This window comes from Mycobacterium sp. (assembly GCF_029961025.1).
Lineage (GTDB): Bacteria > Actinomycetota > Actinomycetes > Mycobacteriales > Mycobacteriaceae > Mycobacterium.
This window is the reverse complement of the sequence record NZ_JASBVP010000007.1, coordinates 285,020-311,407: the sequence shown is the minus strand read 5'-3', so window position 1 is coordinate 311,407 and position 26,388 is coordinate 285,020. Positions and strand designations below refer to the sequence as shown.

At 69.2% G+C, this 26,388-nt stretch carries 23 protein-coding genes; 13 read left to right on the top strand and 10 right to left on the bottom strand.

Annotated features, from left to right (window positions below; genetic code table 11):
• The first annotated feature begins 35 nt into the window (after positions 1-35).
• Positions 36-1,826, top strand: coding sequence for an acetyl/propionyl/methylcrotonyl-CoA carboxylase subunit alpha (locus QJR12_RS11145; protein ID WP_300581969.1), 1,791 nt, complete (start codon positions 36-38; stop codon positions 1,824-1,826).
• 26 nt (positions 1,827-1,852) lie between these two features.
• Here the strand turns inward: QJR12_RS11145 and QJR12_RS11140 are convergent, their stop codons facing one another.
• Positions 1,853-2,641, bottom strand: coding sequence for an RNA polymerase sigma factor SigF (locus QJR12_RS11140; protein WP_300581967.1), 789 nt, complete (start codon positions 2,639-2,641; stop codon positions 1,853-1,855).
• Positions 2,638-3,102 (bottom strand): ATP-binding protein, encoded by a 465-nt coding sequence (locus tag QJR12_RS11135; protein ID WP_300582435.1) that lies wholly within the window; start codon positions 3,100-3,102, stop codon positions 2,638-2,640. The genes QJR12_RS11140 and QJR12_RS11135 overlap by 4 nt, the downstream gene beginning before the upstream one ends.
• 351 nt (positions 3,103-3,453) lie before the next feature.
• Here QJR12_RS11135 and QJR12_RS11130 point away from each other — a divergent pair, with 351 nt between their 5' ends.
• Positions 3,454-3,834 carry a phage holin family protein gene (locus QJR12_RS11130; RefSeq protein WP_300581965.1) on the top strand — a complete coding sequence of 127 codons (381 nt, stop codon included), beginning with the start codon at positions 3,454-3,456 and terminating at the stop codon, positions 3,832-3,834.
• A 172-nt stretch (positions 3,835-4,006) separates the two neighbouring features.
• Complete coding sequence (gene usfY, locus QJR12_RS11125) at positions 4,007-4,318, top strand: protein UsfY (protein WP_300581963.1); 312 nt, start codon at positions 4,007-4,009, stop codon at positions 4,316-4,318.
• A gap of 240 nt (positions 4,319-4,558) precedes the next feature.
• On the opposite strand, the gene QJR12_RS11120 is transcribed toward usfY, so the two are convergent.
• The 3 genes from QJR12_RS11120 to QJR12_RS11110 form a co-directional block, all read right to left on the bottom strand.
• The gene (locus tag QJR12_RS11120; protein WP_300581960.1) at positions 4,559-4,945 is read right to left on the bottom strand and encodes a hypothetical protein; all 387 of its coding nucleotides are present in this window, start codon (positions 4,943-4,945) and stop codon (positions 4,559-4,561) included.
• Between the two features lie 141 nt (positions 4,946-5,086).
• Entirely contained in the window at positions 5,087-6,433 is a 1,347-nt protein-coding gene (gene lat, locus QJR12_RS11115; RefSeq protein WP_300581958.1) for an L-lysine 6-transaminase, read from the bottom strand.
• 53 nt (positions 6,434-6,486) lie between these two features.
• Positions 6,487-6,939 carry an Lrp/AsnC family transcriptional regulator gene (locus QJR12_RS11110; RefSeq protein WP_300581956.1) on the bottom strand — a complete coding sequence of 151 codons (453 nt, stop codon included), beginning with the start codon at positions 6,937-6,939 and terminating at the stop codon, positions 6,487-6,489.
• A 156-nt stretch (positions 6,940-7,095) separates the two neighbouring features.
• Between QJR12_RS11110 and QJR12_RS11105 the strand changes: the two genes are divergently transcribed.
• The 6 genes from QJR12_RS11105 (at position 7,096) to QJR12_RS11080 (ending at position 16,417) form a co-directional block, all read left to right on the top strand.
• Positions 7,096-8,583, top strand: coding sequence for an aldehyde dehydrogenase family protein (locus tag QJR12_RS11105; RefSeq protein WP_300582433.1), 1,488 nt, complete (start codon positions 7,096-7,098; stop codon positions 8,581-8,583).
• A 144-nt stretch (positions 8,584-8,727) separates the two neighbouring features.
• The gene (locus tag QJR12_RS11100) at positions 8,728-9,495 is read left to right on the top strand and encodes a cutinase family protein (protein WP_300581954.1); all 768 of its coding nucleotides are present in this window, start codon (positions 8,728-8,730) and stop codon (positions 9,493-9,495) included.
• 160 nt (positions 9,496-9,655) lie between these two features.
• Positions 9,656-10,312 (top strand): TetR/AcrR family transcriptional regulator, encoded by a 657-nt coding sequence (locus tag QJR12_RS11095; RefSeq protein ID WP_300581951.1) that lies wholly within the window; start codon positions 9,656-9,658, stop codon positions 10,310-10,312.
• A 145-nt stretch (positions 10,313-10,457) separates the two neighbouring features.
• Complete coding sequence (locus tag QJR12_RS11090; protein ID WP_300581949.1) at positions 10,458-15,029, top strand: ATP-dependent helicase; 4,572 nt, start codon at positions 10,458-10,460, stop codon at positions 15,027-15,029.
• Between the two features lie 3 nt (positions 15,030-15,032).
• Positions 15,033-15,788, top strand: coding sequence for an endonuclease VIII Nei2 (gene nei2, locus QJR12_RS11085; protein WP_300581946.1), 756 nt, complete (start codon positions 15,033-15,035; stop codon positions 15,786-15,788).
• 341 nt (positions 15,789-16,129) lie between these two features.
• Positions 16,130-16,417, top strand: a complete 288-nt coding sequence (locus QJR12_RS11080; protein ID WP_300581943.1) for a hypothetical protein — start codon at positions 16,130-16,132, stop codon at positions 16,415-16,417.
• On the opposite strand, the gene QJR12_RS11075 is transcribed toward QJR12_RS11080, so the two are convergent.
• From QJR12_RS11075 to QJR12_RS11065, 3 genes are read right to left on the bottom strand one after another with little or no spacing between them, the layout of a single operon-like run.
• Positions 16,389-17,192, bottom strand: coding sequence for a pseudouridine synthase (locus QJR12_RS11075; protein WP_300581941.1), 804 nt, complete (start codon positions 17,190-17,192; stop codon positions 16,389-16,391). The genes QJR12_RS11080 and QJR12_RS11075 overlap by 29 nt on opposite strands.
• Positions 17,189-18,946: a glycerol-3-phosphate dehydrogenase/oxidase gene (locus QJR12_RS11070; protein WP_300581938.1), complete on the bottom strand. Its 1,758-nt coding sequence runs from the start codon at positions 18,944-18,946 to the stop codon at positions 17,189-17,191. Before QJR12_RS11070 ends, QJR12_RS11075 begins: the two co-directional genes overlap by 4 nt.
• A gap of 58 nt (positions 18,947-19,004) precedes the next feature.
• Entirely contained in the window at positions 19,005-20,411 is a 1,407-nt protein-coding gene (locus QJR12_RS11065) for an NAD(P)H-quinone dehydrogenase (protein WP_300581936.1), read from the bottom strand.
• A 64-nt stretch (positions 20,412-20,475) separates the two neighbouring features.
• Between QJR12_RS11065 and QJR12_RS11060 the strand changes: the two genes are divergently transcribed.
• Entirely contained in the window at positions 20,476-20,949 is a 474-nt protein-coding gene (locus QJR12_RS11060) for a gamma-glutamylcyclotransferase (RefSeq protein WP_300581933.1), read from the top strand.
• Here QJR12_RS11060 and QJR12_RS11055 read toward each other — a convergent pair.
• A complete protein-coding gene (locus tag QJR12_RS11055; protein WP_300581931.1) occupies positions 20,946-22,115 on the bottom strand; it encodes a M20 family metallopeptidase in 1,170 nt (389 codons plus the stop codon). The two genes, QJR12_RS11060 and QJR12_RS11055, sit on opposite strands and share 4 nt — an antisense overlap.
• Positions 22,116-22,365: 250 nt before the next feature.
• On the opposite strand from QJR12_RS11055, the gene QJR12_RS11050 reads away from it, so the two are divergent.
• Together QJR12_RS11050 and QJR12_RS11045 are read left to right on the top strand one after the other, a co-directional pair.
• Entirely contained in the window at positions 22,366-23,187 is an 822-nt protein-coding gene (locus QJR12_RS11050; protein WP_300581929.1) for a purine-nucleoside phosphorylase, read from the top strand.
• Complete coding sequence (locus QJR12_RS11045; protein ID WP_300581927.1) at positions 23,184-24,785, top strand: phospho-sugar mutase; 1,602 nt, start codon at positions 23,184-23,186, stop codon at positions 24,783-24,785. Before QJR12_RS11050 ends, QJR12_RS11045 begins: the two co-directional genes overlap by 4 nt.
• 1 nt (position 24,786) lies before the next feature.
• Here QJR12_RS11045 and upp read toward each other — a convergent pair whose 3' ends face one another.
• Positions 24,787-25,410: a uracil phosphoribosyltransferase gene (upp, locus tag QJR12_RS11040; protein ID WP_300581924.1), complete on the bottom strand. Its 624-nt coding sequence runs from the start codon at positions 25,408-25,410 to the stop codon at positions 24,787-24,789.
• Positions 25,411-25,487: 77 nt separating this feature from the next.
• Here upp and QJR12_RS11035 point away from each other — a divergent pair, with 77 nt between their 5' ends.
• A complete protein-coding gene (locus tag QJR12_RS11035; RefSeq protein ID WP_300581921.1) occupies positions 25,488-26,387 on the top strand; it encodes an alkaline phosphatase family protein in 900 nt (299 codons plus the stop codon).
• Position 26,388: the final 1 nt, after the last annotated feature.

The following is a 26,388-nucleotide window of genomic DNA, read 5'->3' as shown; positions in this document are numbered from 1 at the left end:
GAGAATCTCCGCTGAGATGCCAGACAGGAGGCGCAGTGCCCAGTCATGCCAGCTCGAGGATCTCCAAAGTGCTGGTCGCCAATCGCGGTGAGATCGCGGTGCGGGTGATCCGCGCGGCCCGCGACGCCGGCCTGTCCAGCGTCGCGGTGTACGCCGAGCCCGATGCCGAGGCGCTGCACGTCCGGCTGGCCGACGAGGCGTTCGCACTGGGCGGACAGACATCGGCGGAGTCGTATCTGGACTTCGGTAAGCTCCTCGATGCCGCCGCGAAGTCCGGCGCCAACGCCATTCACCCCGGCTATGGGTTTTTGGCGGAGAACGCGGACTTCGCGCAGGCGGTCATCGACGCCGGCCTGATCTGGATCGGACCCAGCCCGCAGGCGATCCGCGACCTCGGTGACAAGGTCACCGCCCGGCACATCGCCGCCCGCGCCCAGGCCCCCCTGGTGCCCGGCACCCCCGATCCCGTCAAGGACGCCGACGAGGTGGTGGCTTTCGCCCGAGAGTATGGGGTGCCGATCGCGATCAAGGCGGCCTTCGGCGGGGGCGGCAAGGGCATGAAGGTGGCCCGCACGCTCGACGAAATCCCCGAGTTGTACGAGTCGGCGGTCCGCGAGGCCACGGCCGCGTTCGGCCGCGGCGAGTGCTTCGTGGAGCGCTACCTGGACAAACCACGTCATGTCGAGGCACAGGTGATCGCCGACCAGCACGGCAACGTCGTGGTCGCGGGCACCCGGGATTGCTCACTGCAGCGTCGCTACCAAAAACTGGTCGAAGAAGCGCCGGCGCCGTTTTTGACCGATGCCCAGCGCCGGGAGATTCACGAATCCGCCAAGCGGATCTGCAAAGAGGCGCACTACCACGGCGCCGGGACCGTGGAGTTCCTGGTGGGCCAGGACGGTCTGATCTCGTTTCTGGAAGTCAACACCCGGCTGCAGGTGGAGCATCCGGTCACCGAGGAAACCGCGGGTATTGATTTGGTCTTGCAGCAGTTCAAGATCGCCAACGGTGACACGCTGGACATCACCGAAGACCCCGAGCCGCGGGGACACGCTATCGAATTCCGGATTAACGGCGAAGACCCCGGGCGCAACTTCCTGCCGGCACCGGGGCCGGTGACCAAATTCCACCCGCCCACCGGCCCGGGAGTGCGGCTGGACTCCGGCGTCGAGACGGGCTCGGTCATCGGCGGCCAGTTCGACTCGATGCTGGCCAAGCTGATCGTGCACGGTGCCACCCGCCAGGAGGCCATCGCACGCGCCCGGCGCGCCCTCGATGAGTTCGAGGTCGAGGGCCTGGCCACGGTGATCCCGTTTCACCGGGCGATCGTGCGCGACCCGGCGTTCGTCGGGGATGAGAACGGCTTCTCGGTGCATACCCGCTGGATCGAGACGGAGTGGAACAACACCATCGAACCCTTCACCGGCGGCGAGCCCCTCGAGGACGAGAGTGCCCGACCGCGGCAGAAGGTGGTCGTGGAAGTCGGCGGCCGCCGCCTTGAGGTGTCACTACCCGCCAACCTGGCACTGTCCAACGGCGGCGCTCCCGCCGGTGTCATCCGCAGAAAACCCAGGCCCCGCAAGCGGGGTGCGCTCGCCGGAGCTGCGGCATCGGGCGATGCGGTGACCGCTCCCATGCAGGGCACCGTGGTGAAGGTCGCGGTCGAGGAGGGACAGACGGTTGCCGCCGGGGACTTGGTGGTGGTGCTCGAAGCGATGAAGATGGAGAACCCGGTGACCGCGCACAAGGATGGCACCATCACCGGACTGGCCGTCGAGGCCGGCTCCGCTATCACCCAGGGCACGGTACTCGCCGAGATCAAATGACCGTTATTCGGCAAGACGCGGGCGTGCTACTCCAACGCGTCGCGCAGTCGCGCTAACGATTTAGCGAGCAGCCGCGACACATGCATCTGGGAGATTCCGACCCGCTCGGCGATCTGCGACTGTGTCATCGACTCGAAGAACCGCAGCGCCAGCACCACTCGTTCGCGCTCGGGCAGTGCATCCAGCAAGGGGCGCAACGCTTCTCGATTCTCGATCCGCTCGAGCCCGGCGTCCAGATCACCGAGGCGGTCGGTGATAGCAGCCCCCTCGTCGTCGCTGGCACCGCCGCCGCTGTCGATCGATAACGTGCGGTAAGAGCTTCCGGCCACCAAACCCTCGACCACCTCGGTGCGGTCCACGGCGAGTTCTTCGGCGAGTTCGGATGCGGTCGGCGCCCGGCCGAGCCGTTGCGACAATTCGGCGGCGGCGGCGCAGAGCTCCAGGTGCAACTCCTTCAGCCGCCGGGGAACCTTGACCGACCAGCTGTTGTCGCGAAAGTGACGCTTGATCTCACCCATGATGGTGGGCACCGCGAAGGACACGAAATCCGAACCGGTGGCGGGTACAAACCGGTCGACCGCGTTGACCAACCCCACCCGCGCGACCTGAACCAGGTCCTCACGGGGTTCACCCCGGCCTTCGAATCTGCGCGCGAGGTGATCGGCCAACGGTAGGCAGCGGTTGACGATCTGGTCTCGATGGCGCCGGAACTCGGCCGAGTCAGCATCGAGGCGCGCCAGTTCGCGAAACATCTCGCGAACGTCGGCGTATTCATCGGCTCGCGAGCTGGCGGCCCCGACAGCTCGCGACGTCACCTGGACCTGCCGGGGCCCGCCCGTCGCGTCGTCAGGCTGATCCCGAACACCCCGCCGCCTTCATCGGGCCCGCGGTCATCGTGGAAGGTGTGCACGCCGTGGGCCAACGACCTCAGGACGTGCCAGCTGAGGCTGCCCGGCGCCAGCACATCGTAGGTCCGACACTTCGCCGAAACATCCACCACCAATTCGTCATCTCGCGGGTCGACGACCACAACAAGGGTGGCGTCCGGGACCGCCGAGCGGATCAACCGGGTGCACACCTCGTCCACCGCCAGCCGCAGGTCCGCCACCGCGTCCAAGTCCAGGTCCTCGAAGGTGCCGACCGCGCCGACCAGCGTGCGCAGCACCGCCAGGTTTTCCAGACGTGCGCCGACCCGCAACTCGATTGCGCGATCACCCCGTCGTGGCCGGTCGGCCGGGGGTTCCGCGGTCAGATGACCTCCCGGCGCCGCCCGCATCGAACCCGAACCGCCTTCGAGCGGCTCAGTCATGAGCACCCCCGGCTCCACCCCTGGTGGTCTTCTCCCCGATGATCGGGGAGTCGCGGTGAGCCGCACCCGGGCCTTTGCCCATCAGCTTCATCCAGGTCATGCGACCCTGGGTACCCGCTTGTCGCAGGGATTAAAACAGGCCGTTGCAACCACCGCCGCGGCGCCGCCCCAATCCGTCGCTTTGACCTAACCTCTGTCGCCACAACACAATTCACCCCTCCGCGCACGGCCGGGGCGGCCGCACCACATCGGCCGGCGCCGCACTCGTCCCGGGACGGGCCGATGACAGCCCCGGTCTGACACCCTACGCTGACTACTATGAAGCAAATCCTGCTGCGTGGGGTTGTGTTTCTGGGATCGTGGGCGATGGGGCTCCTGGTCGCGGCGTGGGTTGTTCCCGGGGTCGCGGTAGCGGCGTCGGGGTTCATCGTCGCAACGCTGCTGTTCGCGGTGGCGCAGGCAGGCCTATCTCTGTTGATCGTGAAATTACCTCGTGCCTATGCGTCGCTGATGCTCGGCGGAACCGGTCTGGCACTCACCGTTGTCGCCCTCGGTCTCGCCTCGGCGCTCACCGAAGGGCTTCGCATCGACGGCATCGCGTCGTGGGTGGCCACCACGGTTGTGGTGTGGCTGGTCACAACGATCGGGGCGATCTCGGTGCCCGACGTGTTGGTTCGCGGTGAGGCCGGCGCTGCCTGACCAGCCGGCGCGGGCTGCCGCGGGACCCTGCAGGACGGCGGCTTAGTGCCGTTGCACGGCGGCGGAACCGCCGGTCACCGGTAAAATCCGCCGGTCACCGCTAAATCAAGGCATTTCGTCGGGTCCGTCGCCGAAGTAGTATTTGCTCACTCGCCGAGGACGGAGGGAGCCGATGGGAGATACGCATCACGATCCGACGGATCGCTGGCGGACCACGCTGCCGCACGCCGGGATGACGATGAAGGACAATTTGCTCTGGCCCGGGTTCATCCTGCTCGTCGTCGCGTTATTCGGGATGATCGCCACCGCCGCGGCTGCGGCCTACGAACACTATGAGTGGCTCGCGACGACGGGGCTTATCACCGTGCTCGGAACGATTGCCGGAACGCTCTGGTGTGTCGTGGAACGCCGCCGCGTGGCCCGTATCGACGCACAATGGCATGCCGCGCATCCCGAGAGCCGGCCGCGCCAGCACGTCGGCTAAGAGCCGGGCCGCCATTTGGCTGCCGTTAGCGGGCTGCGGTTGGCGGCCGATCACCGCCGGGGGCACCGTCATCGTAAACGCGGCTAGGCGGCTGCGGCGGCCTTAGCTCGGCCTGAGCGGCGGTGCGGCTCGGCCCGCGCGGCGGTGGCCGAAAGCCACGCCACGTAGGGGGCGGGCGCAGCCGCCATCGACAACGACGCCGGACCCAGCCCCGGCCCAGCGGCGCACCGCCGACGGCCGTCAGCCGCCCAGCGCCGGGCCCGCGATCGGGGGAACACCCAGGGTAAGCGTCAACAGCATCAGCATCAGCAAAAACCATCCGGCGCCCTGCCACGCCCACCAGATGCCCCGTTCATGCCAGACCCGATAGGTCCGCACGAAAGCCCTGATCCCGCAGCCCAGTAGGATCGCCGGCGCCCCTAACGCCAACAGCACCCGCTGGGGTTTGCCACAGGCCGCGGTGTCCACGCTCAGTTCCCCGCTGCAGGTGCTGACCCACAACGCGGCCAGGATGAGAAAACCCACACCGGCGACGGTGGCCAGGGCCGCGAACCGGACCGCCGCCTGGACCTCGCCGTTTTCCTGGCCCAGCGGGTCGCCGGGCCAGCTCTCGCGTGGTCTTTGCATCCTGGGAACCTCTCTGCGGGTTCGGCCGTCCGCAGCGTCATCGCCCGACCGGCGGCATCAGTACCATTCTGCGCGCAACCGTGCTCTGACGCCGAGTTCGTCACGCATATTCGTCGACTACCGCCGGCAACCTTCGAAAAATCAGCCCGCCGATCGCATGTCGGCCAACGCGCCGCGGACGGCACCGACCGCCGCGTCGATCTCCCCGCGGGACACCGTCAGTGCCGGGCGGAACCGCACACTGTCGGTGCCGCTGGGCAGCACGATCACCTGACGCTCCCACAGTCGGCGGATCAACTCGTCGCGCGCTGCGGTGCTCGGCAGACTGAAGGCGCACATCAAACCGCGCCCGCGGGGGTCGAGCACCAGTTCCGGAAAGCCGGCGGCCAGTTCGTCGAGCCGGGCGCGCAGGTAGCGGCCCTGCTCGGCGGCGTGCTCGAACAGTCCCTCGGCTTCGATCACCTCGAGAATGCGCCGCGCCCGAACCATGTCGGTGAGATTGCCGCCCCACGTCGAGTTGAGCCGAGAAGGGACGGCGAACACGTTGTCGGCGATTTCGTCGACTCGGCGCCCGGCCATCACCCCGCATACCTGTGTCTTTTTGCCGAAGGCCACCACATCAGGTGCGACCCCCAATTGCTGGTACGCCCAGGCGGTTCCGGTCAACCCGCAGCCGGTCTGCACCTCATCGAAGATCAACAGGGCGTCGTGGTGGTCGCACAGCTCACGCATCGCGGCAAAAAACTCGGGCCGGAAATGCCGGTCGCCGCCCTCCCCCTGGATGGGTTCGGCGATGAAACAGGCGATGTCGTGCGGGTGTGCCTCGAACGCCGCGCGAGCCTGTTGCAGCGACTTGGCTTCCAGCGCTTCGATGCCCGGCCCATCCAGCCCGGGACGGATATAGGGCGCGTCGATGCGCGGCCAGTCGAACTTCGGGAAACGCGCCACGGCAACGGATCCGGTGTTGGTCAGCGACAGGGTGTAGCCGCTGCGGCCATGAAAGGCCCCGCGCAGGTGCAGCACTCGGGTACCCAGCGTGGGATCGATGCCGTGGGCCTCGTTGTACCGGCTCTTCCAGTCGAATGCGACCTTCAGCGCATTCTCGACCGCCAGGGCGCCACCGTCGATGAAGAACAGATGCGGCAACGCCGGGTCGCCCAGTACCCGCGTGAAGGTTTGCACAAAGCGGGCCATCGGCAGCGAATACACGTCGGAGTTGCTGGGTTTGTTGATCGCCGCCTCGGTGAGCTCGGCTCGGAACGCCTCGTCTTCAGCCAGCGCCGGGTGGTTCATGCCCAGTGCCGAGGATGCGACGAAGGTGAACATATCCAGATAACGACGACCGTCACGGGCGTCGACCAGGTAAGAACCGGCCGAGCGGTTCAGATCCAGCACCAGGTCGAGACCGTCGAGCAACATACTGCGGGACAGCACCGCACGAACCTGACCCGGTCGGATGTCCCGATCGACCGCCGCTGCCGCAATCATAAAACCATGATAGCGCGGTTTTTTACGGAATATTAACGATTGTCCAGGAAAGGTTACGGTATATATTGGCGTCCGCTGAAAAATGTGTGCAATATGATGGTGCTGCGGGTACGGACGTTTGCCGCCGTGCGGATTCGTTGCAGGAGATCTTCCAGCGCCCGCGGAGACGCAACCCGCACGAACAGGATGTAGCTCTCCTCGCCGGCCACCGAATGACAGGACTCGATCGCCTCGAACTGTTCGAGGCGGGCGGGCGCATCATCGGGTTGGGAAGGATCGAGAGGGGTGATGGCCACGAACGCCGACAGCAGGTTGCCCACCGCCTCCGGGTTGATCCGGGCCGTATACCCGGTCACCACGCCGCGTGATTCCAGCCGGCGCACCCGCGACTGCACCGCCGACACCGACAGCCCGGTGCCGGAAGCCAACTCCGCCAGCGTGGCGCGCCCGTTGGCGACCAGCGCGCGCACCAGCGTCCGGTCGATGTCGTCGAGCGACTCACCCATGGGCGGAGACTATCGCAGCGACGGCCCGCCCCAGGAGGTCCGCAGGTGAGCGCGACCGAACCGGGCGCCCGGCGTGGTTCGGGCTCACCGCCCGACCGGCATCGCTCGCGGGCGGGCACCAACCGGCTGCCCGCCGCGGAGGAATTACGCGCCCGAGTGCGGCGCGTTTTCGAAGAGATCGGCGTCCCCGATCGCCTCGGCGACCCGAATGCCCCGGGGCTGCCGGCGCGCACGCCAATCACCGGCGACGTGCTGTTCACCGTCGCCCAGACCACCCCGGAACAGGCCGATGACACGATTGCCGCTGCTGCACAAGCGTTCTCGGTGTGGCGCCGCACACCGGCGCCGGTGCGTGGGGCGGTGGTGCACCGACTGGGCGAGCTGCTCACCATCCACCGGCACGACCTGGCCACCCTGGTGACCATCGAGGTGGGCAAGATCACCTCCGAAGCCCTCGGCGAGGTGCAGGAGATGATCGACGTCTGCCGCTTCGCCGTGGGCCTGTCACGTCAGCTCTACGGGCGCACCATCGCCTCCGAGCGTCCCGGGCATCGGCTGCTAGAGACCTGGCATCCGCTCGGGGTGGTGGGCGTGATCACCGCGTTCAACTTCCCGGTCGCGGTCTGGGCGTGGAACGCCGCGGTGGCGCTGGTCTGCGGGGACACCGTGGTGTGGAAACCCTCCGAGCTGACCCCGTTGACCGCGCTGGCCTGCCGGGCGCTGATCGCCCGGGCCGTCGCGGACGCCGAGGCGCCACCGGAGGTGAGCGGCGTGGTCCTGGGCGGCCGCGACCTCGGGGAACGGCTGGTCGACGACGACCGGATCGCGCTGGTGTCGGCGACCGGCTCGGTGCGGATGGGTGAACAGGTCGGCCCCCGGGTCGCCCGGCGTTTCGGCCGGGCGTTGCTCGAGCTGGGCGGCAACAACGCCGCCATCGTGACGCCGTCGGCGGATTTGGATTTAGCGGTACGGGCCATCGTGTTCGCCGCCGCCGGCACCGCCGGGCAGCGCTGCACCAGCCTGCGCCGGCTGCTCGTGCACCGCTCGGTGGCCGACGAGGTGGTGGCCCGGGTCCTCGCCGCCTACGCTCGGCTGCCGATCGGAGACCCGTCGGCCGAGGGCACGCTGGTCGGGCCGCTGATCCACCGGACCGCCTATCACGCCATGGTGGCGGCACTGCAGCAGGCTCGCGCCGACGGCGGTGAGGTCATCGGCGGTGAACGCCGGCACGAGGGGTTCCCGGAAAGCGCGTACTACGTGGCGCCGGCACTGGTGCGCATGCCGTCACAGACGCCCGTCGTCGCGACCGAGACGTTCGCACCGATCCTCTACGTGTTGACCTACGATGATCTGGACGAAGCGATCTCGCTCAATAATGGTGTGCCACAAGGTCTTTCGTCGGCAATATTCACCACCGACATCCGCGAGGCAGAACGCTTCATTGACGGATCGGACTGCGGCATCGCCAACGTCAACATCGGTACCTCGGGTGCGGAGATCGGCGGCGCGTTCGGCGGCGAGAAGCAGACCGGCGGCGGCCGCGAATCCGGTTCCGACGCGTGGAAGGCCTATATGCGCCGAGCCACCAATACCGTCAACTACTCCTCGGAGTTACCGCTGGCACAGGGTGTGCGCTTCCTTTAAGTGGTCCTCGGGCGGTCCGGCAATGGTCCGCGCCCGCCGTCAGCCGCGGCGGTGCGGTGACCCCCACAGGTCCCGCGGGAAGAGCGGGGTTCGAGAATCTTTTACCGAGAATTTCGACAACTTCAGGTTTAAGGTCATGCGTGCATGGGAACCTCATCGGCCATGACCACACCTCGCCTGTGTCGTTTCGTGGGCTGTGCGATGCTCGCGGCGGGGGGCTTCGCCGCCCCGGCCCTCTCGGGCTTTGCGGCTCCGGCCGCGTCCGCCCAGCCGTGCCCGGACATCGACGTCGTCTTCGCCCGGGGTACCGGGGAGCCGCCCGGGCTGGGCCCCACCGGAGAGGCGTTCGTCGCTTCGCTGCGCCCGCGCGTGGGGGCAAAGTCGATGGCCGTCTACCCGGTCAACTACCCGGCCAGCGACCACTGGGACACCGGCATCGAGGGGATTAAGGACGCCGGTGCTCACCTGGTGTCCACGGTATCGAGCTGTCCCCAGACCAAGATGGTGCTCGGCGGGTACTCCCAGGGTGCGGCCGTCATGGGCTTTGTCACCTCGCCGGCGGTGCCCGACGGAATCGACCCCGCGACCGTACCCAAACCGCTGGCGCCCGAGGTCGCCGATCACGTCGCCGCGATCGTCCTGTTCGGCATGCCCAACGCCCGGGCCATGAACTTCCTCGGCGAGCCGCCGGTCGTCATCGGCCCGGCCTATCAGGCCAAGACCATCAAGTTGTGCGCTGCCGAGGACCCGGTGTGCTCTGACGGGATGAATTTCGCCGCCCACCAGGGCTATGCGGAGGACGGTGCAATGGTCGACCAGGGTGCCGCCTTTGCCGCCGGCCGGCTGAACGCAACGGCTCCGGGCACCGGGGACCTTCCCGCCCCGTCTGCGGGTGGAGGTTTCGGCAGCTGAGTTCCCGGCGTGATCGTTGGACGGGTAGCCACCAGGGCACGGTCACCGATCCGCCGGTGAGAATCTGCCGGTGAGAATTTGCCGGTAAGAACCTGATAAGAAATTGTCAAATTGTCACTAGTGCGTAGTGGGCGAGCACCGGCACGTTAACATCGGTGTCATGCAAGCGAGGCGCCGGCGGCTGACCCCGGACGACCGGCGTGCCGAGTTGCTGGCGCTGGGCGCCGAGATTTTCGGCCAACGACCCTACGATGAGGTCCGCATCGACGAGATCGCCGAGCGTGCCGGGGTGTCGCGGGCGCTGATGTACCACTACTTCCCCGACAAACGGGCGTTTTTCGCCGCGGTCGTCAAGGACGAGGCCGACCGGTTGATCGAAGCCACCAGCCACCTGCCACTGCCGGGCCAGACACTGTTCGACGAGGTCCGTACCGGCGTGCTCGCCTACATGCAGTATCAGCAAGAGCACCCGCACTCCGCCTGGGCCGCCTATGTCGGCATCGGCCGTTCGGACCCGGTGCTGCTCGGTATCGACGACGAAGCCAAAAACCGGCAGCTGGAACACGTGATGAGCCGCATCAGCGAGATCGGGGGCCCCGACATGGAGCTTGACCCGAAAGTCGAGCGCATCCTGCGGATGGTGGTGCACGGCTGGCTGGCGTTCACCTTCGAGTTGTGCCGCCAGCGGATCATGGACCTCGCTACCGACGCAGGCCAGCTTTCCGACGCCTGCGCGCACGCGCTGCTGGACGCGGTTTCCCGGGTGCCCGGGATTCCGGCCCAGTTGGCGGCAGCGCTGACGCTCGAACGGTGCTGAGCGTTCCGCGCATCATGACGGGCTCGAGCGGCTCAGAACTCCCGCGCCGGCGGCTTTCGCCACGCTCGCCGGTGGTGAACGGCCCGGTAACCGGCCGGGCCCGGGTGCCGCGCCACGGGCCGCAGTGGGTTGACCCGAGCGACCGGTGAGCGCTGCAGCGCGGCCAGACCCGCTGGCCCTGTTTTCCGAACCGACGCGGGAATGGTTCACCGGCACGTTCCCCGCGCCGACCCCGGCTCAGGCCGGCGCCTGGTCGGCGATCGCCGAGGGTCACAACACGCTGGTCATCGCGCCGACCGGCTCCGGGAAGACGCTGGCGGCGTTCCTGTGGGCCCTGGACAGCCTGAGCCGGGCGGCCGGCGCACCGGCACGCTCTGCGGGCACCCGGGTGCTGTATGTGTCGCCGCTCAAGGCGCTGGCGGTCGACGTCGAACGCAATCTGCGCACGCCGCTGGCCGGGATTACCCGAATCGCCCAGCGCCGGCACCGGCCCGTCCCGCAGATCAGTGTCGGCGTGCGATCGGGTGATACCCCGCCCGCACGGCGCCGCCAGCTCGTCGCCCGGCCACCCGACGTGCTGATCACCACCCCGGAGTCGCTGTTTTTGATGCTGACCTCGGCCGCCCGCCAGACCCTGGCCGGGGTGCAAACGGTGATCGTCGACGAGGTGCACGCGATCGCCGGCACCAAGCGCGGTGCGCACCTGGCGTTGTCGCTGGAACGCCTCGACAATCTCTTGCAGCGCCCGGCACAGCGGATCGGTTTGTCGGCGACCGTGCGCCCACCGCGGGAGCTGGCGCGATTTTTGTCCGGCCAATCCCCGACGACGATCGTCGCGCCCCCATCGCCGAAAACCCTCGATTTGACCGTGCAGGTGCCGGTGCCCGATATGGCAAACCTGGCGAACAACACCCTCTGGCCCGACGTCGAGGCCCGCCTAGCCGACTTGATCGAAGCGCACAACTCGACGATCGTGTTCGCCAACTCGCGGCGACTCGCTGAACGGCTTACCGCCCGGCTCAACGAGATCCATGCCCAACGCTGCGGTGTCGAGTTACCCGTCGTCAGCAACCCCCAGGTCGCGGGGGGCGCGCCCGCACAGCTTTTGGGGAGCGGCCAAACCTACGGCGCCGCACCGGTGCTCGCGCGCGCTCATCACGGCTCGGTCAGCAAGGAGCAACGCGCTGCGGTCGAAGAGGATCTCAAACTTGGCCGGCTCAAAGCGGTGGTGGCGACCTCGAGCCTGGAACTCGGCATCGACATGGGCGCGGTCGACCTGGTGGTCCAGGTGGAGGCACCGCCCTCGGTGGCCAGCGGCTTGCAGCGCATCGGCCGCGGCGGCCATCAGGTCGGCGAAACCTCCCGAGGTGTGCTGCTTCCCAAGCACCGCACCGACCTGATTCGCTGCGCGGTCACCGCTCAACGCATGCTCGCCGGGCAGATCGAGACGATGCGGGTGCCCACCAACCCGCTGGACATCCTGGCGCAGCACACCGTGGCGGCGGCCGCGGCAGGGCCGCTGGACGTCGAGCGCTGGTTCGACACCGTGCGGCGCAGCGCGCCGTTCGCCACGCTGCCGCGCAGCGCATTCGAGGCGACCCTGGATCTGCTCAGCGGCAAATATCCGTCCACGGAGTTCGCCGAGTTGCGGCCACGGCTGGTCTACGACCGCGACACCGCCACCCTGACCGCACGCCCCGGCGCGCAGCGGCTGGCCGTCACCTCCGGCGGCGCGATCCCCGACCGCGGGCTGTTCACCGTCTGGCTGGCTACCGAAAAGCCCTCGCGGGTCGGGGAACTCGACGAGGAGATGGTCTATGAGTCACGCCCGGGCGATGTGATCTCGCTGGGCGCGACCAGCTGGCGGATCACCGAGATCACCCCCGACCGGGTGCTGGTGATCCCCGCGCCGGGAGAGCCCGCCCGGTTGCCGTTCTGGCGCGGCGACGACGCCGGGCGCCCGGCGGAGCTGGGCCGTGCGATCGGCGCGTTCACCGGCGAACTCGCCCGCCTTGATCGCACGGCATTCGATGCGCGTTGCGCTGCCCTGGGTTTCGATGCCTACGCCGCCGACAACCTGTGGCGGCTGCTGCAGGATCAGCGCAGGGCCACGGCTGTTGTCCCCACCGACACGACGCTGCTGGTGGAACGCTTCCGCGACGAACTCGGCGATTGGCGGGTGATCCTGCACTCGCCGTACGGCCTGCGGGTGCACGGCCCGCTGGCGCTGGCGGTCGCGAGGCGGCTGCGGGACCGCTACGGCATCGACGAGAAACCGACGGCCTCCGACGACGGCATCGTGGTGCGGTTACCCGACACGCTCCCCGAGTGCGGCCCGGACGCCGGGAGCTCGCCGCCCGGTGCGGAGTTATTCGTGTTCGATCCCGACGAAATCGACCCGATCGTCACCGCCGAGGTGAGCGGTTCGGCGCTGTTCGCGTCGCGGTTCCGGGAATGCGCGGCCCGCGCCCTGCTGCTGCCGCGGCGCCACCCGGGGCGCCGCTCCCCGCTGTGGCACCAGCGGCAGCGCGCCGCCCAACTGCTCGATGTGGCCCGCAAATACCCCGACTTCCCGATCGTGCTGGAGACGGTGCGCGAATGCCTGCAGGACGTCTACGACGTGCCGGCCCTGACCGAGTTGATGACCGGCATCGCGCAGCGCCGGGTGCGGGTGGCCGAAGCCGAGACCGCGACCCCGTCGCCGTTCGCGGCCTCGCTGCTGTTCGGCTACGCCGGGGCGTTCATCTACGAGGGCGACAGTCCGCTCGCCGAGCGCCGCGCCGCGGCGCTGTCACTGGATACCAGGCTGCTGGCCGAGCTTTTGGGCCGGGTCGAGCTGCGGGACCTGCTCGACCCGGACGTGGTGGCCGCAACCGGACGCCAGCTGCAGCATCTCTCGCCGGAACGGGCGGCCCGGGATGCCGAGGCGGTGGCCGATTTGCTGCGGCTGCTGGGCCCGCTGACCGAGCAGGAGGTGTCCGAGCGCGCCGGCGGGGCCGACGTGGGTGGCTGGCTGGCGGGTTTGCACGCCGCAAAACGCGCGCTGAGCGTGTCCTTCGCCGGACGAACCTGGTGGGTGGCCGTCGAGGACATCGGCCGGCTGCGCGACGGGCTGGGGGTCGCGGTGCCGGTCGGAGTGCCGGCCAGCTTCACCGAGGCGGTCGCCGACCCTCTGGGCGAGCTGCTCGGCCGCTACGCCCGCACCCGGGCGCCGTTCACCACCGCCGAGGCGGCCGCCCGGTTCGGCCTGGGGCTGTCGGTGACCGCCGACGTGCTGGGTCGGCTGGCGGCCGACGGCCTCCTGGTACGCGGCGAGTTCAGCGCGGACGCGGTGGGCGAGCAATGGTGCGACGCCGAGGTGCTGCGGATCCTGCGGCGCCGTTCGCTCGCGGCGCTGCGCGCCCAGATCGAGCCGGTCAGCACCGCGGCCTATGCGCGCTTCCTGCCGGCCTGGCAGCAGGTCGGCGCGGAGTCGGCGTCCGGGATCGACGGTCTGGCTGCCGTTATCGATCAGCTCGCCGGTTTCCCGCTGCCGGCCTCGGCGGTCGAGCCGCTGGTGCTGACGGCGCGGGTGCGTGACTATTCACCGGCGATGCTCGACGAGCTGCTGGCCTCCGGGGAGGTGATCTGGTCGGGCTGCGGATCGATTTCCGGCAACGATGGCTGGATCGCCTTTCACACCGCCGACTGCGCGCCGCTGACGCTGGCCGGTGGGGTCCCGATCGAGTTCACCGACGCCCACCGGGTGATCCTGGATACGCTCGCCGGCGGCGGCGCCTTTTTCTTCCGCCAGCTCGCCCAGGCCGCAATCACCGAGCAGGAGCTGAAAACGGCGTTGTGGGAGCTGGTCTGGGCCGGCTGGGTGACCGGCGACACCTTCGCGCCGGTGCGGGCGATGTTATCCGGCGGCCCCGGCACCCGCCGACGCGCCACGCCCGCGCACCGGCAGGGTCACTGGGGCCGCCGGCCCCCCAGGTTGAGCCGCTATAGCGTCGCGCATGCGGCGACCCGCGCCGCCGACCCCACCGTGGCCGGGCGCTGGTCCGCGCTGCCGGAGCCGGAAACGGACTCCACGCTGCGGGCCCACCACCAAGCCGAGCTGCTGCTGCACCGCCACGGCGTCGTGACCAAGGGCGCCGTCGCGGCCGAAGGACTGCCGGGTGGTTTCGCCACGCTCTATAAGGTGCTGACCGGATTCGAGGACGCCGGCCGCTGCCAGCGCGGGTATTTCATCGAATCGCTGGGCGGCGCCCAGTTCGCGGCCGCCTCCACGGTCGACCGGCTGCGCGGCTACCTCGACGAGCCCGGCTCCCTCGCCGACCCCGAGCGCCCCGAACACCACGCCGTGGTGCTGGCCGCGGCCGATCCGGCCAACCCGTATGGGGCGGCGCTGCCCTGGCCGTGCCCCACCGCGGCGGACGACGCCGGGGCCCGTCCGGGCCGCAAGGCCGGGGCATTGGTGGTGCTGGTGGACGGCGAGCTGGCGTGGTTTGTGGAGCGCGGCGGCCGCTCACTGCTCAGCTTCACCGACGATCCCGGGGCCAACCACGCGGCGGCCGCCGCGCTGGCGGATCTGGTGGGCAGCCGACGAGTCGACTCGATCCTGGTCGAGCGAATTAACGGCGTGCCGGTGCTGCAGCTGCGGGACTCGCCGAGTTATGCGGCACTGGTCGGTGCCGGGTTCGCCAGCACACCCCGCGGATTGAGGCTGCGCTAACCGATGCCCGAGGGCGACACCGTCTGGCACACCGCCGCCACGCTGCGGCAGGCGTTGGCGGGCCGCATGTTAACGCGCTGCGACATCCGGGTGCCGCGGTTCGCGACCGTTGATCTCAGCGGCCACGTCGTCGACGAGGTGCTCAGCCGCGGCAAGCACCTGTTCATCCGCGTCGGGCCGGCCAGCATCCACTCGCATCTGAAGATGGACGGCAGTTGGCGGGTGGGCAGCCGAGGCCAGCGTGCCGACCACCGGACCCGGATCATCCTGGAAGCCGGCGGTATCCGGGCCCTCGGCATCGACCTGGCCGTCCTGGAGATCCTCGACCGCGACCGCGACGGCGACGTGGTCGCGCACCTGGGACCGGATCTGCTCGGCGAGGACTGGAATCCCCGTGTCGCCACCGCCAACCTCATCGCCGATCCGGGCCGGCCCCTCGCGGAGGTACTGCTGGACCAACGGGTGATGGCCGGGATCGGCAACGTGTACTGCAATGAATTGTGTTTCGTCAGCGGGCATCTGCCGAACACGCCGGTCGGCGTCATCGCCGACCCGGCACGGCTCGTGTCCCGCGCGCGAGAGATGCTGTGGGCCAACCGCTTCCGGTGGGCCCGCTGCACCACCGGCGACACCCGTGCGGGCCGCCGACTTTGGGTCTATGGACGCTTCGGACAGCAGTGCCACCGCTGCGGCACCTTGATCATGCGGGACACCGGCGGCGGTCGGGTGATGTTCTACTGCCCGTCGTGTCAGCGTTGACAACTTGGGCGGCACGCGATTCACCGGGCTTGGGCCCCGTTCAGATGTTGTTCACGCGATGGTGCACCGCCGGTACCGGGCCGTCATCCCCGTATCGGTAGCCTGGAATCCCGACACGCCGGAACAGCGTGGGGCGTTGCCTTTCCGGCTGCGGGCACCTACCGTAGGGAATGGGCAGAAGGGGATGGGCAGAAAAACTGCCACCCAACGGTTGGTCACCGTTGACTGGCCTATGACCCGATTACCTGCCGATAGGGTCATCGCGTTGGTCACTGAAAGTGCGCCGACGACGTCGCCGAAGATCACTCACCGACCTCGCCGGACTACTGGAGGACACCAGCGTGCTCACACTGCAGAACCATCTCGGCATCAGCGCTCTTGCGACAATCGGCTCCTGCAAGGCGGGCTCCCTGACCACTCGCGCGTGGGACACGCTGCGCGCCGTCACCCAGGGCGCAGCCCCTACCCGGGCGGTGGTGGCGTCGCTGCGGAACACCACCCAGGTATTCGACGGGCTCCGCGCGCCCGACGGGACGCGCCGCGACGCCATGGCGCCCGCACCGGACCCGCCACCCAGGGGTGATCGAGAACCGCTGCGGATCATGCCCCGGGGGGCCGAGCGTTGCTGACGGCAACGGTTCGGCCATCGCCGGCCGACGGGCCTGCGCCGGGCCGTGCGGGAGTCTCATGCGGTTGAAGCGACCGCCGGCTGACGAAGCGGCGCGGCTCACCGGTCAGCGGGTCGGCGAATTCCAGGGTGTGTGCCAGTAATTGGAGGGGCATCGTGAAGTCATCGGGTGCAACGTCGATAACGTTGGGATACAACGGATCTCCCTGGATCGGCAGTCCCAGCGAGGCCATGTGCACCCGCAACTGGTGGGTGCGTCCGGTTCGCGGCGTCAAGCGGTAAAGACCATCCGGCGCTACCAACTCCACCAGGGTTTCGGCGTTCGGCTCACCGGGCTCTTCGACGGCCTGCAACCAGCCGCGCCGTTTGACGATCCGGCTGCGTACCAGGCACGGCAACTCGATCGCCGGATCAGCGGCCGCCCGCGCCAGATAGGTTTTGTGCACCCGGCGGCGCGCGAACAGCATCTGGTAGGCCCCGCGAAGCTCACGGCGGACGGTGAACAACAGCACCCCGGCGGTCAACCGGTCCAGCCGATGGGCCGGGCTCAGCTCCGGCAACCCTAGTTCGCGCCGTAACCGCACCACCGCGCTCTGCGTGACGTGGCAGCCCCTCGGCATGGTCGCCAGGAAGTGCGGCTTGTCGACGACCACGATGTCGTCGTCGCGATAGATCACCGGGATGTCGAACGGCACCGGCACTTCGTCGGGCAGTTCCCGATGACGGTAGCCCCCGGTGCGGCTACCTTTGGGCCTGGGGGTCGGTTCGGGCCTCAATTAAGCGGCACCGGTTCGAGGATTTCGGCGCGCGCTTCCGGTGCGCTGGCGCGCAACGCGTCCGCAGACGCGTCATCGGGTTGGGTCTGCGAGAGGATCTCGGCGTGCACGCGCGCGGCGTACGTGTCGACCTCACGGTCGATCTGGCGGTCGGTCCAGCCCAGTATCGGCGCGACCACTTCGGCCACCTCGCGGGCGCAGTCGACACCCCGGTGCGGGTATTCGATGGAGATCCGCATCCGCCGGGTCAGGATGTCCTCCAGGTGCAGCGCGCCCTCAGCGGTGGCGGCATAGGCGGCTTCCACCTTCAGGTAGACCGGCGCCGCCGTGATCGGGTTCAACAGGTCGCGGCGGTCGGCCGCCAACGCCAGCACTTCGCTGATCAGCGACCCGTAACGGTCCAGCAGATGGCGCACCCGGTAGGGGTGCAGCCCCGCCAGTTCGCCCACCCGCTCGGCCTGGTTGACCAGCGCGAAGTAGCCGTCGGCGCCCAGCAGCCGGACCTTCTCGGTGATCGACGGTGCCACCCGCGCCGGAATGTACTGCGCCGCAGTGTCGATGGCGTCGGCGGCCATCACCCGATACGTGGTGTACTTGCCGCCCGCGATGGACACCAGGCCGGGAGCGGTCACCGCCACCGCGTGCTCACGGGACAGCTTGGAAGTCTCGTCGCTCTCCCCCGCCAGCAGCGGCCGCAACCCGGCGTAGACGCCGTCGATGTCGGCGTGGGTCAACGGAATGGCCAGCACGGTGTTGACGGTGCCCAGGATGTAGTCGATGTCGGCCTTGGTCGCCGCGGGGTGCGCCAGGTCAAGACCCCAGTCGGTGTCGGTGGTTCCGATGATCCAATGGCTTCCCCACGGGATGACGAACATCACCGACTTCTCGGTGCGCAGGATGATCGCGACGTCGCTGACGATCCGGTCCCGCGGAACGACGATGTGCACACCTTTGGAGGCCCGGATCTGAAAGCGCCCCCGCTGCCTGGAGAGCGCCTGGATCTCGTCGGTCCACACCCCGGTCGCGTTGACCACCACGTGCCCGTGGACCTCGGTGATCGCACCGTCCTCGGAGTCGCGCACCCGCACGCCGATCACCCGGTCGGCTTCGCGCAGCAACGCGATCACCTGGGTGGAGGATCGCACCACCGCGCCGTAATGCGCGGCGGTGCGCGCGACCGTCATGGTGTGCCGCGCGTCGTCGACGACGGTGTCGTAGTAGCGGATACCGCCGATCAGCGAGCTGCGCTTCAACCCGGGGCACAGCCGCAGCGCACCCGCGCGCGTCAAATGCTTTTGCGGCGGAACCGATTTCGAACCTCCAAGGCGATCGTAAAGGAGCATGCCGAGGGCCACGTACGGACGTTCCCAAAACCGCCGGGTCAGCGGGTACAGAAACGGCAGCGGCTTGACCAGGTGCGGCGCCAGGGTGGTCAACGACAGCTCGCGCTCGTAGAGCGCCTCACGAACCAAACCGAACTCGAGCTGCTCGAGGTAGCGCAGCCCGCCGTGAAACATCTTCGACGACCGGCTCGAGGTGCCCGAGGCGAGGTCACGCGCCTCGACCAGCGCCACCTTCAGCCCCCGGGTCGCCGCGTCCAGGGCGCATCCCGAGCCCACCACGCCGCCCCCGATGACCACGACGTCGAACTGCTCGGTGCCCAGTCGTTCCCAGGCCGACGCCCGCTGCGAAGGCCCTAAAAAGGATGCCGGCCAGGCCGGCGCGTACCCCGGCGGGCGGATCGGGTCGCTCACGGAAAGGCCTCCAGTCGGTTACTCATCGGTAGACGAGCTGCCCCCAAGGCTACCGTGGCTAGTCCAGGTCACCGTGGGCCATCAGCCGGCGGGCGGCCTCGGTGATCGACCCCGACAGCGACGGGTAGACGGCCAGGGTCTGCGCCAGCTCGTCGACCGTGATGCGGTTTGTCACCGCCACCGCGATCGGCAGGATCAGCTCGGAGGCGATCGGCGCCACCACCACACCGCCGATCACCACGCCGGTGGCGCGCCGGCAGAAGAGCTTGACAAAGCCGTGCCGCAGTTCGGACATCTTGGCCCGGGCGTTGGTGCGCAACGGCAGCCTGATGGTCCGGGCGGGCACCGAGCCGTCGTCGATCGCCGACTGGGGCACACCGACGGCCGCGATCTCGGGATGGGTGAACACCGTCGCCGCGACGGTGCGCAACCGGATCGGCGTGACCGCTTCCCCCAATGCGTGATACATCGCGATCCGGCCCTGCATCGCCGCGACCGACGCCAACGGCAGCAAGCCGGTGCAGTCCCCGGCGGCGTAGATCCCGGGCACCGACGTCCGCGACACCCGATCGACCCGCAGATAGTTGCCGGGTCCGAGGTCGATGCCCAGCCGCTCCAGGCCCAGGCCCCCGGTGTTCGGGACCGATCCGATGGTCATCAGGGCATGGCTGCCCTCCACGGTGCGCCCGTCGGTCATCCTCACCACAACCCCGGCGCCGGTACGGGTGACCGATTCCGCCCGGGCGTTTTTGACCAGCCGCACACCGCGTTCGGCGAACGACTCCTCCACCACCAGCGCGGCGTCGGCGTCCTCGTAGGGCAGCACATGATCCCGGCTGGCCACCACCGTCACCGCGACACCCAGTTCGGTGTAGGCGTTGACGAACTCCGCGCCGGTGACGCCCGAGCCCACCACGACCAAGTGGTCGGGCAACGAGTCCAGGTCGTAGAGCTGGCGCCAGGTCAGGATGCGTTCGCCGTCGGGCCGCGCCGTCGGCATGATCCGCGGGGTGGCACCGGTGGCGATCAACACGACGTCGGCGTCGTGTTCGCTGGTGGCGCCGTCACGGGCGGTCGCCTTGATGCGATGACGCGCCAGATCCGGACCGGGGTCGACCAGCTCGCCCCGCCCGGTGATCAGCTCCACGCCCACGCTGCGCAACTGGGCGGTGATGTCGGCCGACTGCGCGGCGGCCAGGGCTTTGACCCGCTCGTGGATCTGGCCCAGCGAGATCTTGGCGTCTTCGAGGTCGATGTCGAAACCCAGCCGGGACGACCGCCGCAATTCGGTTCGCAACCCCGCGGAGGCGATGAACGTCTTCGACGGCACACAGTCGGCCAGCACGGCCGCCCCGCCGATGCCGTCGGAGTCGATCACGGTCACCCGGGCGTCGCGGGGGGCGGCGACCAGCGCCGCCTCGTACCCGGCCGGCCCTCCCCCGAGGATCACAATACGGGTCGCCACGGCTTTAACCTAGCCAACCGCTCGGACCTACGCCGAGCGGGCGCGCGCCATCTAAGCTTTCTCCGTGCCGCTCTACGCCGCCTACGGCTCGAACATGGATCCGGAGCAGATGGCACAGCGGGCACCCCATTCGCCGATGGCCGGGACCGGCTGGCTGCACGGGTGGCGGCTGACATTCGGTGGTGAGGACATCGGCTGGGAGGGCGCGCTGGCCACCGTCGTCGAGGACCCGAACTCGAAGGTCTTCGTCGTGCTCTATGACGTCACCCCCGCCGACGAACAGAACCTGGACCGCTGGGAGGGCTCGGAGCTGGGGATCCACAAGAAGATCCGGTGCCGGGTAGAGCGCTTGTCCTCCTACACCACCACGGACCCGGTGCTCGCCTGGCTCTACGTGCTGGATGCCTGGGAGGGCGGGCTGCCGTCGGCGCACTACCTGGGCGTCATGGCCGATGCCGCCGAGATGGCCGGGGCGCCACCCGATTACGTGCATGACCTGCGCACCCGCCCGGCCCGCAACATCGGCCCGGGGACTTAGAACCCCGCCGACTGCTCGACGACGTTGACCAGCACGCGCACCCCGACCGCCAGGGCCCGCTCGTCGAGATCGAATGTCGGTTGATGCAGGTCTAATTGCGGTCCCTGACCCGACCACACCCCGAGCCGGGCCATCGCGCCGGGAACCTCCTCCAGATACCAGGAGAAATCCTCGCCGCCCCCGGACTGCCGGGTGTCGGCCAGCACCTCCGGGCCCAGCGCTTCGATGGCGTGGCTGAGGATGCGGGTGCAAACCTCCTCGTTGACCACCGGCGGCACGCCGCGGCGGTAGTGCAGCGTGTGCCGGATATCCAGCGGCGACAGCAGCGCGGACACCGCCTGGCGGATGACGTTTTCCAGCGAATCCCACGTCTGGCGGCTGGCGGTGCGCACGGTGCCGGACAGGACGCCGCTCTGCGGTATGGCGTTGGCGGCGGTGCCGGCGTTGACCGCCCCCCACACCATGACGGTAGCGTGACGCGGGTCGATGCGACGCGAGAGCACACCGGGCAGCCCGACGATCAGCGTGCCCAGACCGTAGACCAAATCGGCGGTCAGGTGCGGCCGTGAGGTGTGTCCGCCCGGTGAGTACAGGCTGATCTCGACCTGATCGGCCGCCGACGTGATCGGCCCCGGCTTTACCGCCACCTTGCCGACCAGAAGCCGGGGGTCGCAGTGCAGCGCGAAGATCCGGGTCACCCCGGTCAGCGCCCCGGCGGCTATCGCGTCCAGCGCGCCACCGGGCATCAGCTCCTCGGCGGGCTGGAAAATCAGGCGCACCGCGACCGGCAATTCCGGCGCCGAGGCCAGTGCCAGCGCGGCGCCGAGCAGGATCGCGGTGTGCGCGTCATGCCCGCAGGCGTGCGCAACATTGGGCATCGTCGACGCGTACGGCGCGCCGGTGCGCTCGGCCATCGGCAGCGCATCCATGTCGGCCCGCAACGCGATCCTGGTCTCGTTCTCCGGCCCCAAGTCACAGGTCAGGCCGGTCCCACCGGGCAGCACCTTCGGGTTGAGGCCGGCGTCGGCCAGCCGCTCGGCGACGTACTGGGTGGTGGCGTACTCCTGGCGACCGAGTTCGGGGTAGCGGTGGATGTGTCGTCGCCATTCGACCAGGTCGCCGTGGTGCGCCGCCAGCCACCTTTCGGTGCTCTCCGTCAGGCTCATCTCGCCACCCACCGGTCGCGAGCCGCCGGCACCCGCTGCGGTTCGGCCGGCGCCTCGACAACCTGAATTGTTCTGCCCGCCACCGGTTTCGGTTCGGTGCGGATAGCTCGGGACGGCTCACCCCGGCAGCCGCCCCGGCGACACACCGCGTCTTCGACAGCGGCGAATGCGGGGGCAGCGGGCATTTCACCAGTATCTCACCCGCAGCTGCTCACCCGGAGCTGCCGGGCGATCACGACGACTAGCCTCAATGGCCGTGACCGGTGCACCCGATCCCGACGCGCTCGCGCGGCAAGCGGCGCAGGCCATCGCCGAGCGGACCGGGGTCACCGAACACGATGTCGCGATCGTCCTCGGATCGGGGTGGGCCCCGGCCATCACCGAACTCGGCGCCGCCAGCAACGTGCTGCCCATGGCCGAATTACCCGGATTCACCCCGCCCACCGTGGTCGGGCACAGCGGCCAGGTGCTCTCGGTGCCCATCGCCGGACACCGGGTGCTGGTGCTGGCCGGGCGCCTGCACGCCTACGAGGGCCACGACCTGCGCCACGTCGTGCACCCGGTCCGGGCGGCGTGCGCCGCGGGGGCGCGCACCGTCGTGCTCACCAATGCGGCCGGGGCGCTGCGCCCCGACCTGCGGGTCGGCCAATTGGTGCTGATCAGCGACCACCTGAACCTCACCGCGCGGTCCCCTTTGGTCGGACCGCAATTCGTCGACCTGGTCGACGCGTACGCGCCGCGGCTGCGGGAGTTGGCCCGCCGCGTCGAGCCGCAGCTCCCGGAAGGCGTATACGCGGGCCTGCCCGGACCGCACTACGAGACCCCCGCCGAAATCCGGATGCTGCGGCTGCTGGGTGCCGACCTGGTGGGCATGTCCACGGTGCACGAGACCATCGCGGCACGCGCGGCCGGCGCCCAGGTGCTGGGCGTCTCGCTGGTGACCAACCTGGCGGCCGGGATCACCGGCGAGCCGCTCCGCCACGCCGAGGTGCTCGCGGCCGGTGCCGCGTCGGCCACCAGGATGGGTGCCCTGCTGGGCGCCGTGGTCGAGCGGCTGGGAGGCCCGCCGTGACACCCCAGGAGTGGATCATCCACGACCCCGACCCGGTGACCGCCGCCGAGCTCGCCGCCTGCGGGCCCGACGAGCTTGCCGCGCGGTTCGCTCGGCCCCTGACCTTCGGCACCGCGGGGCTGCGCGGGCCGGTGCGGGGCGGGCCGGACGCCATGAACCTGGCCGTGGTGCTGCGCGCCACCTGGGCGCTGGCCCGGGTGCTAACCGATCACGGGCGCAGCGGCTCGGCGGTGATCGTCGGCCGCGACGCCCGGCACAGGTCGGACGAATTTGCCGCTGCTGCCGCGGAAGTGCTTGCTGCCGAGGGCTTTTCGGTAGTGCTTCTACCCGACCCGGTTCCCACACCCGTGGTGGCGTTCGCGGTGCGCCACACCGGCGCCGCGGCCGGGATCCAGATCACCGCATCGCATAACCCGGCCGCCGATAACGGCTACAAGGTCTACGGCGGCGACGGCATCCAGATCACCTCCCCCACCGACCAAGAGATCCAAACCGCGATGGCCGCCGCCCCGTTCGCCGACCGAATCCGCAGGAAGACGGTCAAGCCCGCCGAAACCCGGCTGGTCGAGCACTACATCCGGCGGGCCGCGCAGGTCCGGCGCGGCACCGGTTCGGTCCGGATCGCCCTCACCCCGTTGCACGGGGTGGGCGGTGCGCCGGCCGTGGAGACGTTGCGCCGTGCGGGCTTCACCGAGGTGCACACCGTGGCTGCACAGTTCGCTCCGGACCCCGGTTTCCCCACCGTCACGGTCCCCAATCCCGAGGAGCCGGGCGTCACCGATGCGCTTCTGGCGCTGGCCGGCGACGTCGGCGCCGACGTCGCCATCGCCTTGGATCCCGACGCGGACCGCTGCGCGGTCGGGATACCCACCCCCGCGGGGTGGCGAATGCTCTGCGGCGACGAAACCGGTTGGCTGCTAGGCGATTACATTTCGTCCCAGGCCAACCTGCCGGCGAGCGGCGTGGTGGCCAGCAGTGTGGTCTCCTCCCGAATGCTCGCCGCGATCGCCGCGGATTACGGGGTGCGGCACGTCGAGACCCTCACCGGTTTCAAATGGCTGGCACGCGCGGACGCGGAGCTGCCCGGGGCCACCCTGATCTACGCCTATGAGGAGGCCATCGGATACTGCGTGGACCCGGCGGCGGTGCGCGACAAGGACGGCATCAGTGCCGCGGTGCTGGTGTGTGATCTGGCCGCGGCGCTGAAAGCCCAGGGGCGCTCGATGCTCGACATGCTGGACGCACTCGCCCGGCGGCACGGCGTGCACGAGGTCGCGGCGGTGTCGCGCCGGGTCGGCGGCGTCGATGAGGCCGCCGGACTCATGGGGCGACTGCGCGCGGCCCCGCCGAAGCGACTGGCCGGGCTCCCCGTGAGCACGGTGGATCTCGCGCGCGGGCCGCACCGCGCCGACGTGCTGGTCTTCACCGGCGACACCGCCGGCATGTCGGCCCGGGTGGTGGTGCGCCCCTCGGGCACGGAGCCGAAACTGAAGTGCTACATCGAGGTTCGCTGTGCGGTCACCGAGGACCTGCGCGCAGCCCGGGAGCGAGCCGGCAGGCTGCGCGAGGAACTGGTTGCCGCGGTGCGCCGCTGGTAGCTCAGCGCGGCCCGAACTGGCGGTCACCGGCATCGCCGAGACCCGGCACGACATATGCGATCTCGTTGAGCCCCTCATCGACCGCCGCGGTGAACAACCGTGCGTTCGGCGCCGCTTTCGTTAGCGCGGCAACGCCTTCCGGCGCCGCTACCACGCACACCACGGTGATGTCCGCCGCGCCGCGGCAGTGCAGCAGCCCGATGGTGTACGTTATCGACCCACCCGTGGCCAGCATCGGGTCCAGGATCATCACCGGCTGGGAGCTCAGGTCGTCGGGCAGCGACTCCAGATACGGCACCGGCAGATGGGTCCGCTCGTCGCGGGCAACACCGACGAACCCCACCCGGGCCTCCGGTAGCAGCGCATGGGCCTGATCGACCATGCCCAGCCCGGCGCGCAGCACCGGCACCAGCAGCGGTGGCTTCACCAGCCGTGCTCCCAGCGTCGTGGCCAGCGGCGTGCGCACCGGAGTCGGCTCGCACGGCATGTCACGGGTGGCCTCGTAGACCAGCATCAGCGTCAAATCGCGCAACGCGGTCCGGAATCCGGCGTTGTCGGTGCGCTCGTCGCGTAGCGCGGTGAGCCGGGCCGCCGCGAGCGGGTGATCAACGACACGCACCTCCACGAGGTTCGACACTAACCGGTGCCGGACACGCTCGCGGGCGGACTCGTCGAGGTCATAGCGCCTCCTATACTCCGGGCATGCGGCGGCTGCGGCGGTGGATGCCGGGTGGAGGTCCGGCAGGCGGGCTGATCGGCGTCCTGGCCGCGGCGATGGCTTTCGGCCCCACGGCGCCCGCCGTGAACCCCAGCCCCCCGGTGAAATTCGCCGCGTCCGCCCTGCCGACCCCCGCGCATGTCGTAATCGTCGTGGAGGAGAACCGCTCTCAGGCCAATATCATCGGCAACCCGTCGGCACCCTACATCAATGCGCTGGCCGCCAACGGCGCCATGATGACGCAGTCGTTCGCCGAAACACACCCCAGCGAACCGAACTACTTCGCCCTGTTCGCCGGCAGCACGTTCGGGCTCAAAGAGGACAGCTGCCCCGTCAACCTCGGCGCAACTCCCAACCTGGCCTCCGAATTACTCGCCGCCGGATACACCTTCACGGGATACGCGGAAAGCCTGCCCGCCGTCGGCTCGACCGTGTGCAGCTCCGGTAAATACGTGCGCAAGCACGTGCCCTGGGTCAGCTTCACCAACGTGCCCGCAACCTGTTCGGTGCCGTTCTCCGAGTTTCCGGCACCGGCGAACTACGCCGCTTTGCCCACGGTGTCGTTCGTCATCCCCAACGCCGACAACGACATGCACGACGGCTCGATCGCCCGCGGTGACGCGTGGCTGCGCAGCAACCTGTCCGCCTACGCCGAATGGGCAAAGACCAACAACAGCCTGCTCATTTTGACCTGGGACGAGGATGACAACACCGCAGGTAACCACATTCCGACGATCGTCTACGGTGCGAATGTGAAGACCGGGGCCTACGCCGAGCCGATCAGGCACTACAACCTGTTATCGACCCTGGAACAGATGTACGGACTCGCTAAGACCGGTTATGCGGCGAAAGCCCCTGCAATCACTGATATTTGGAACACCTGAC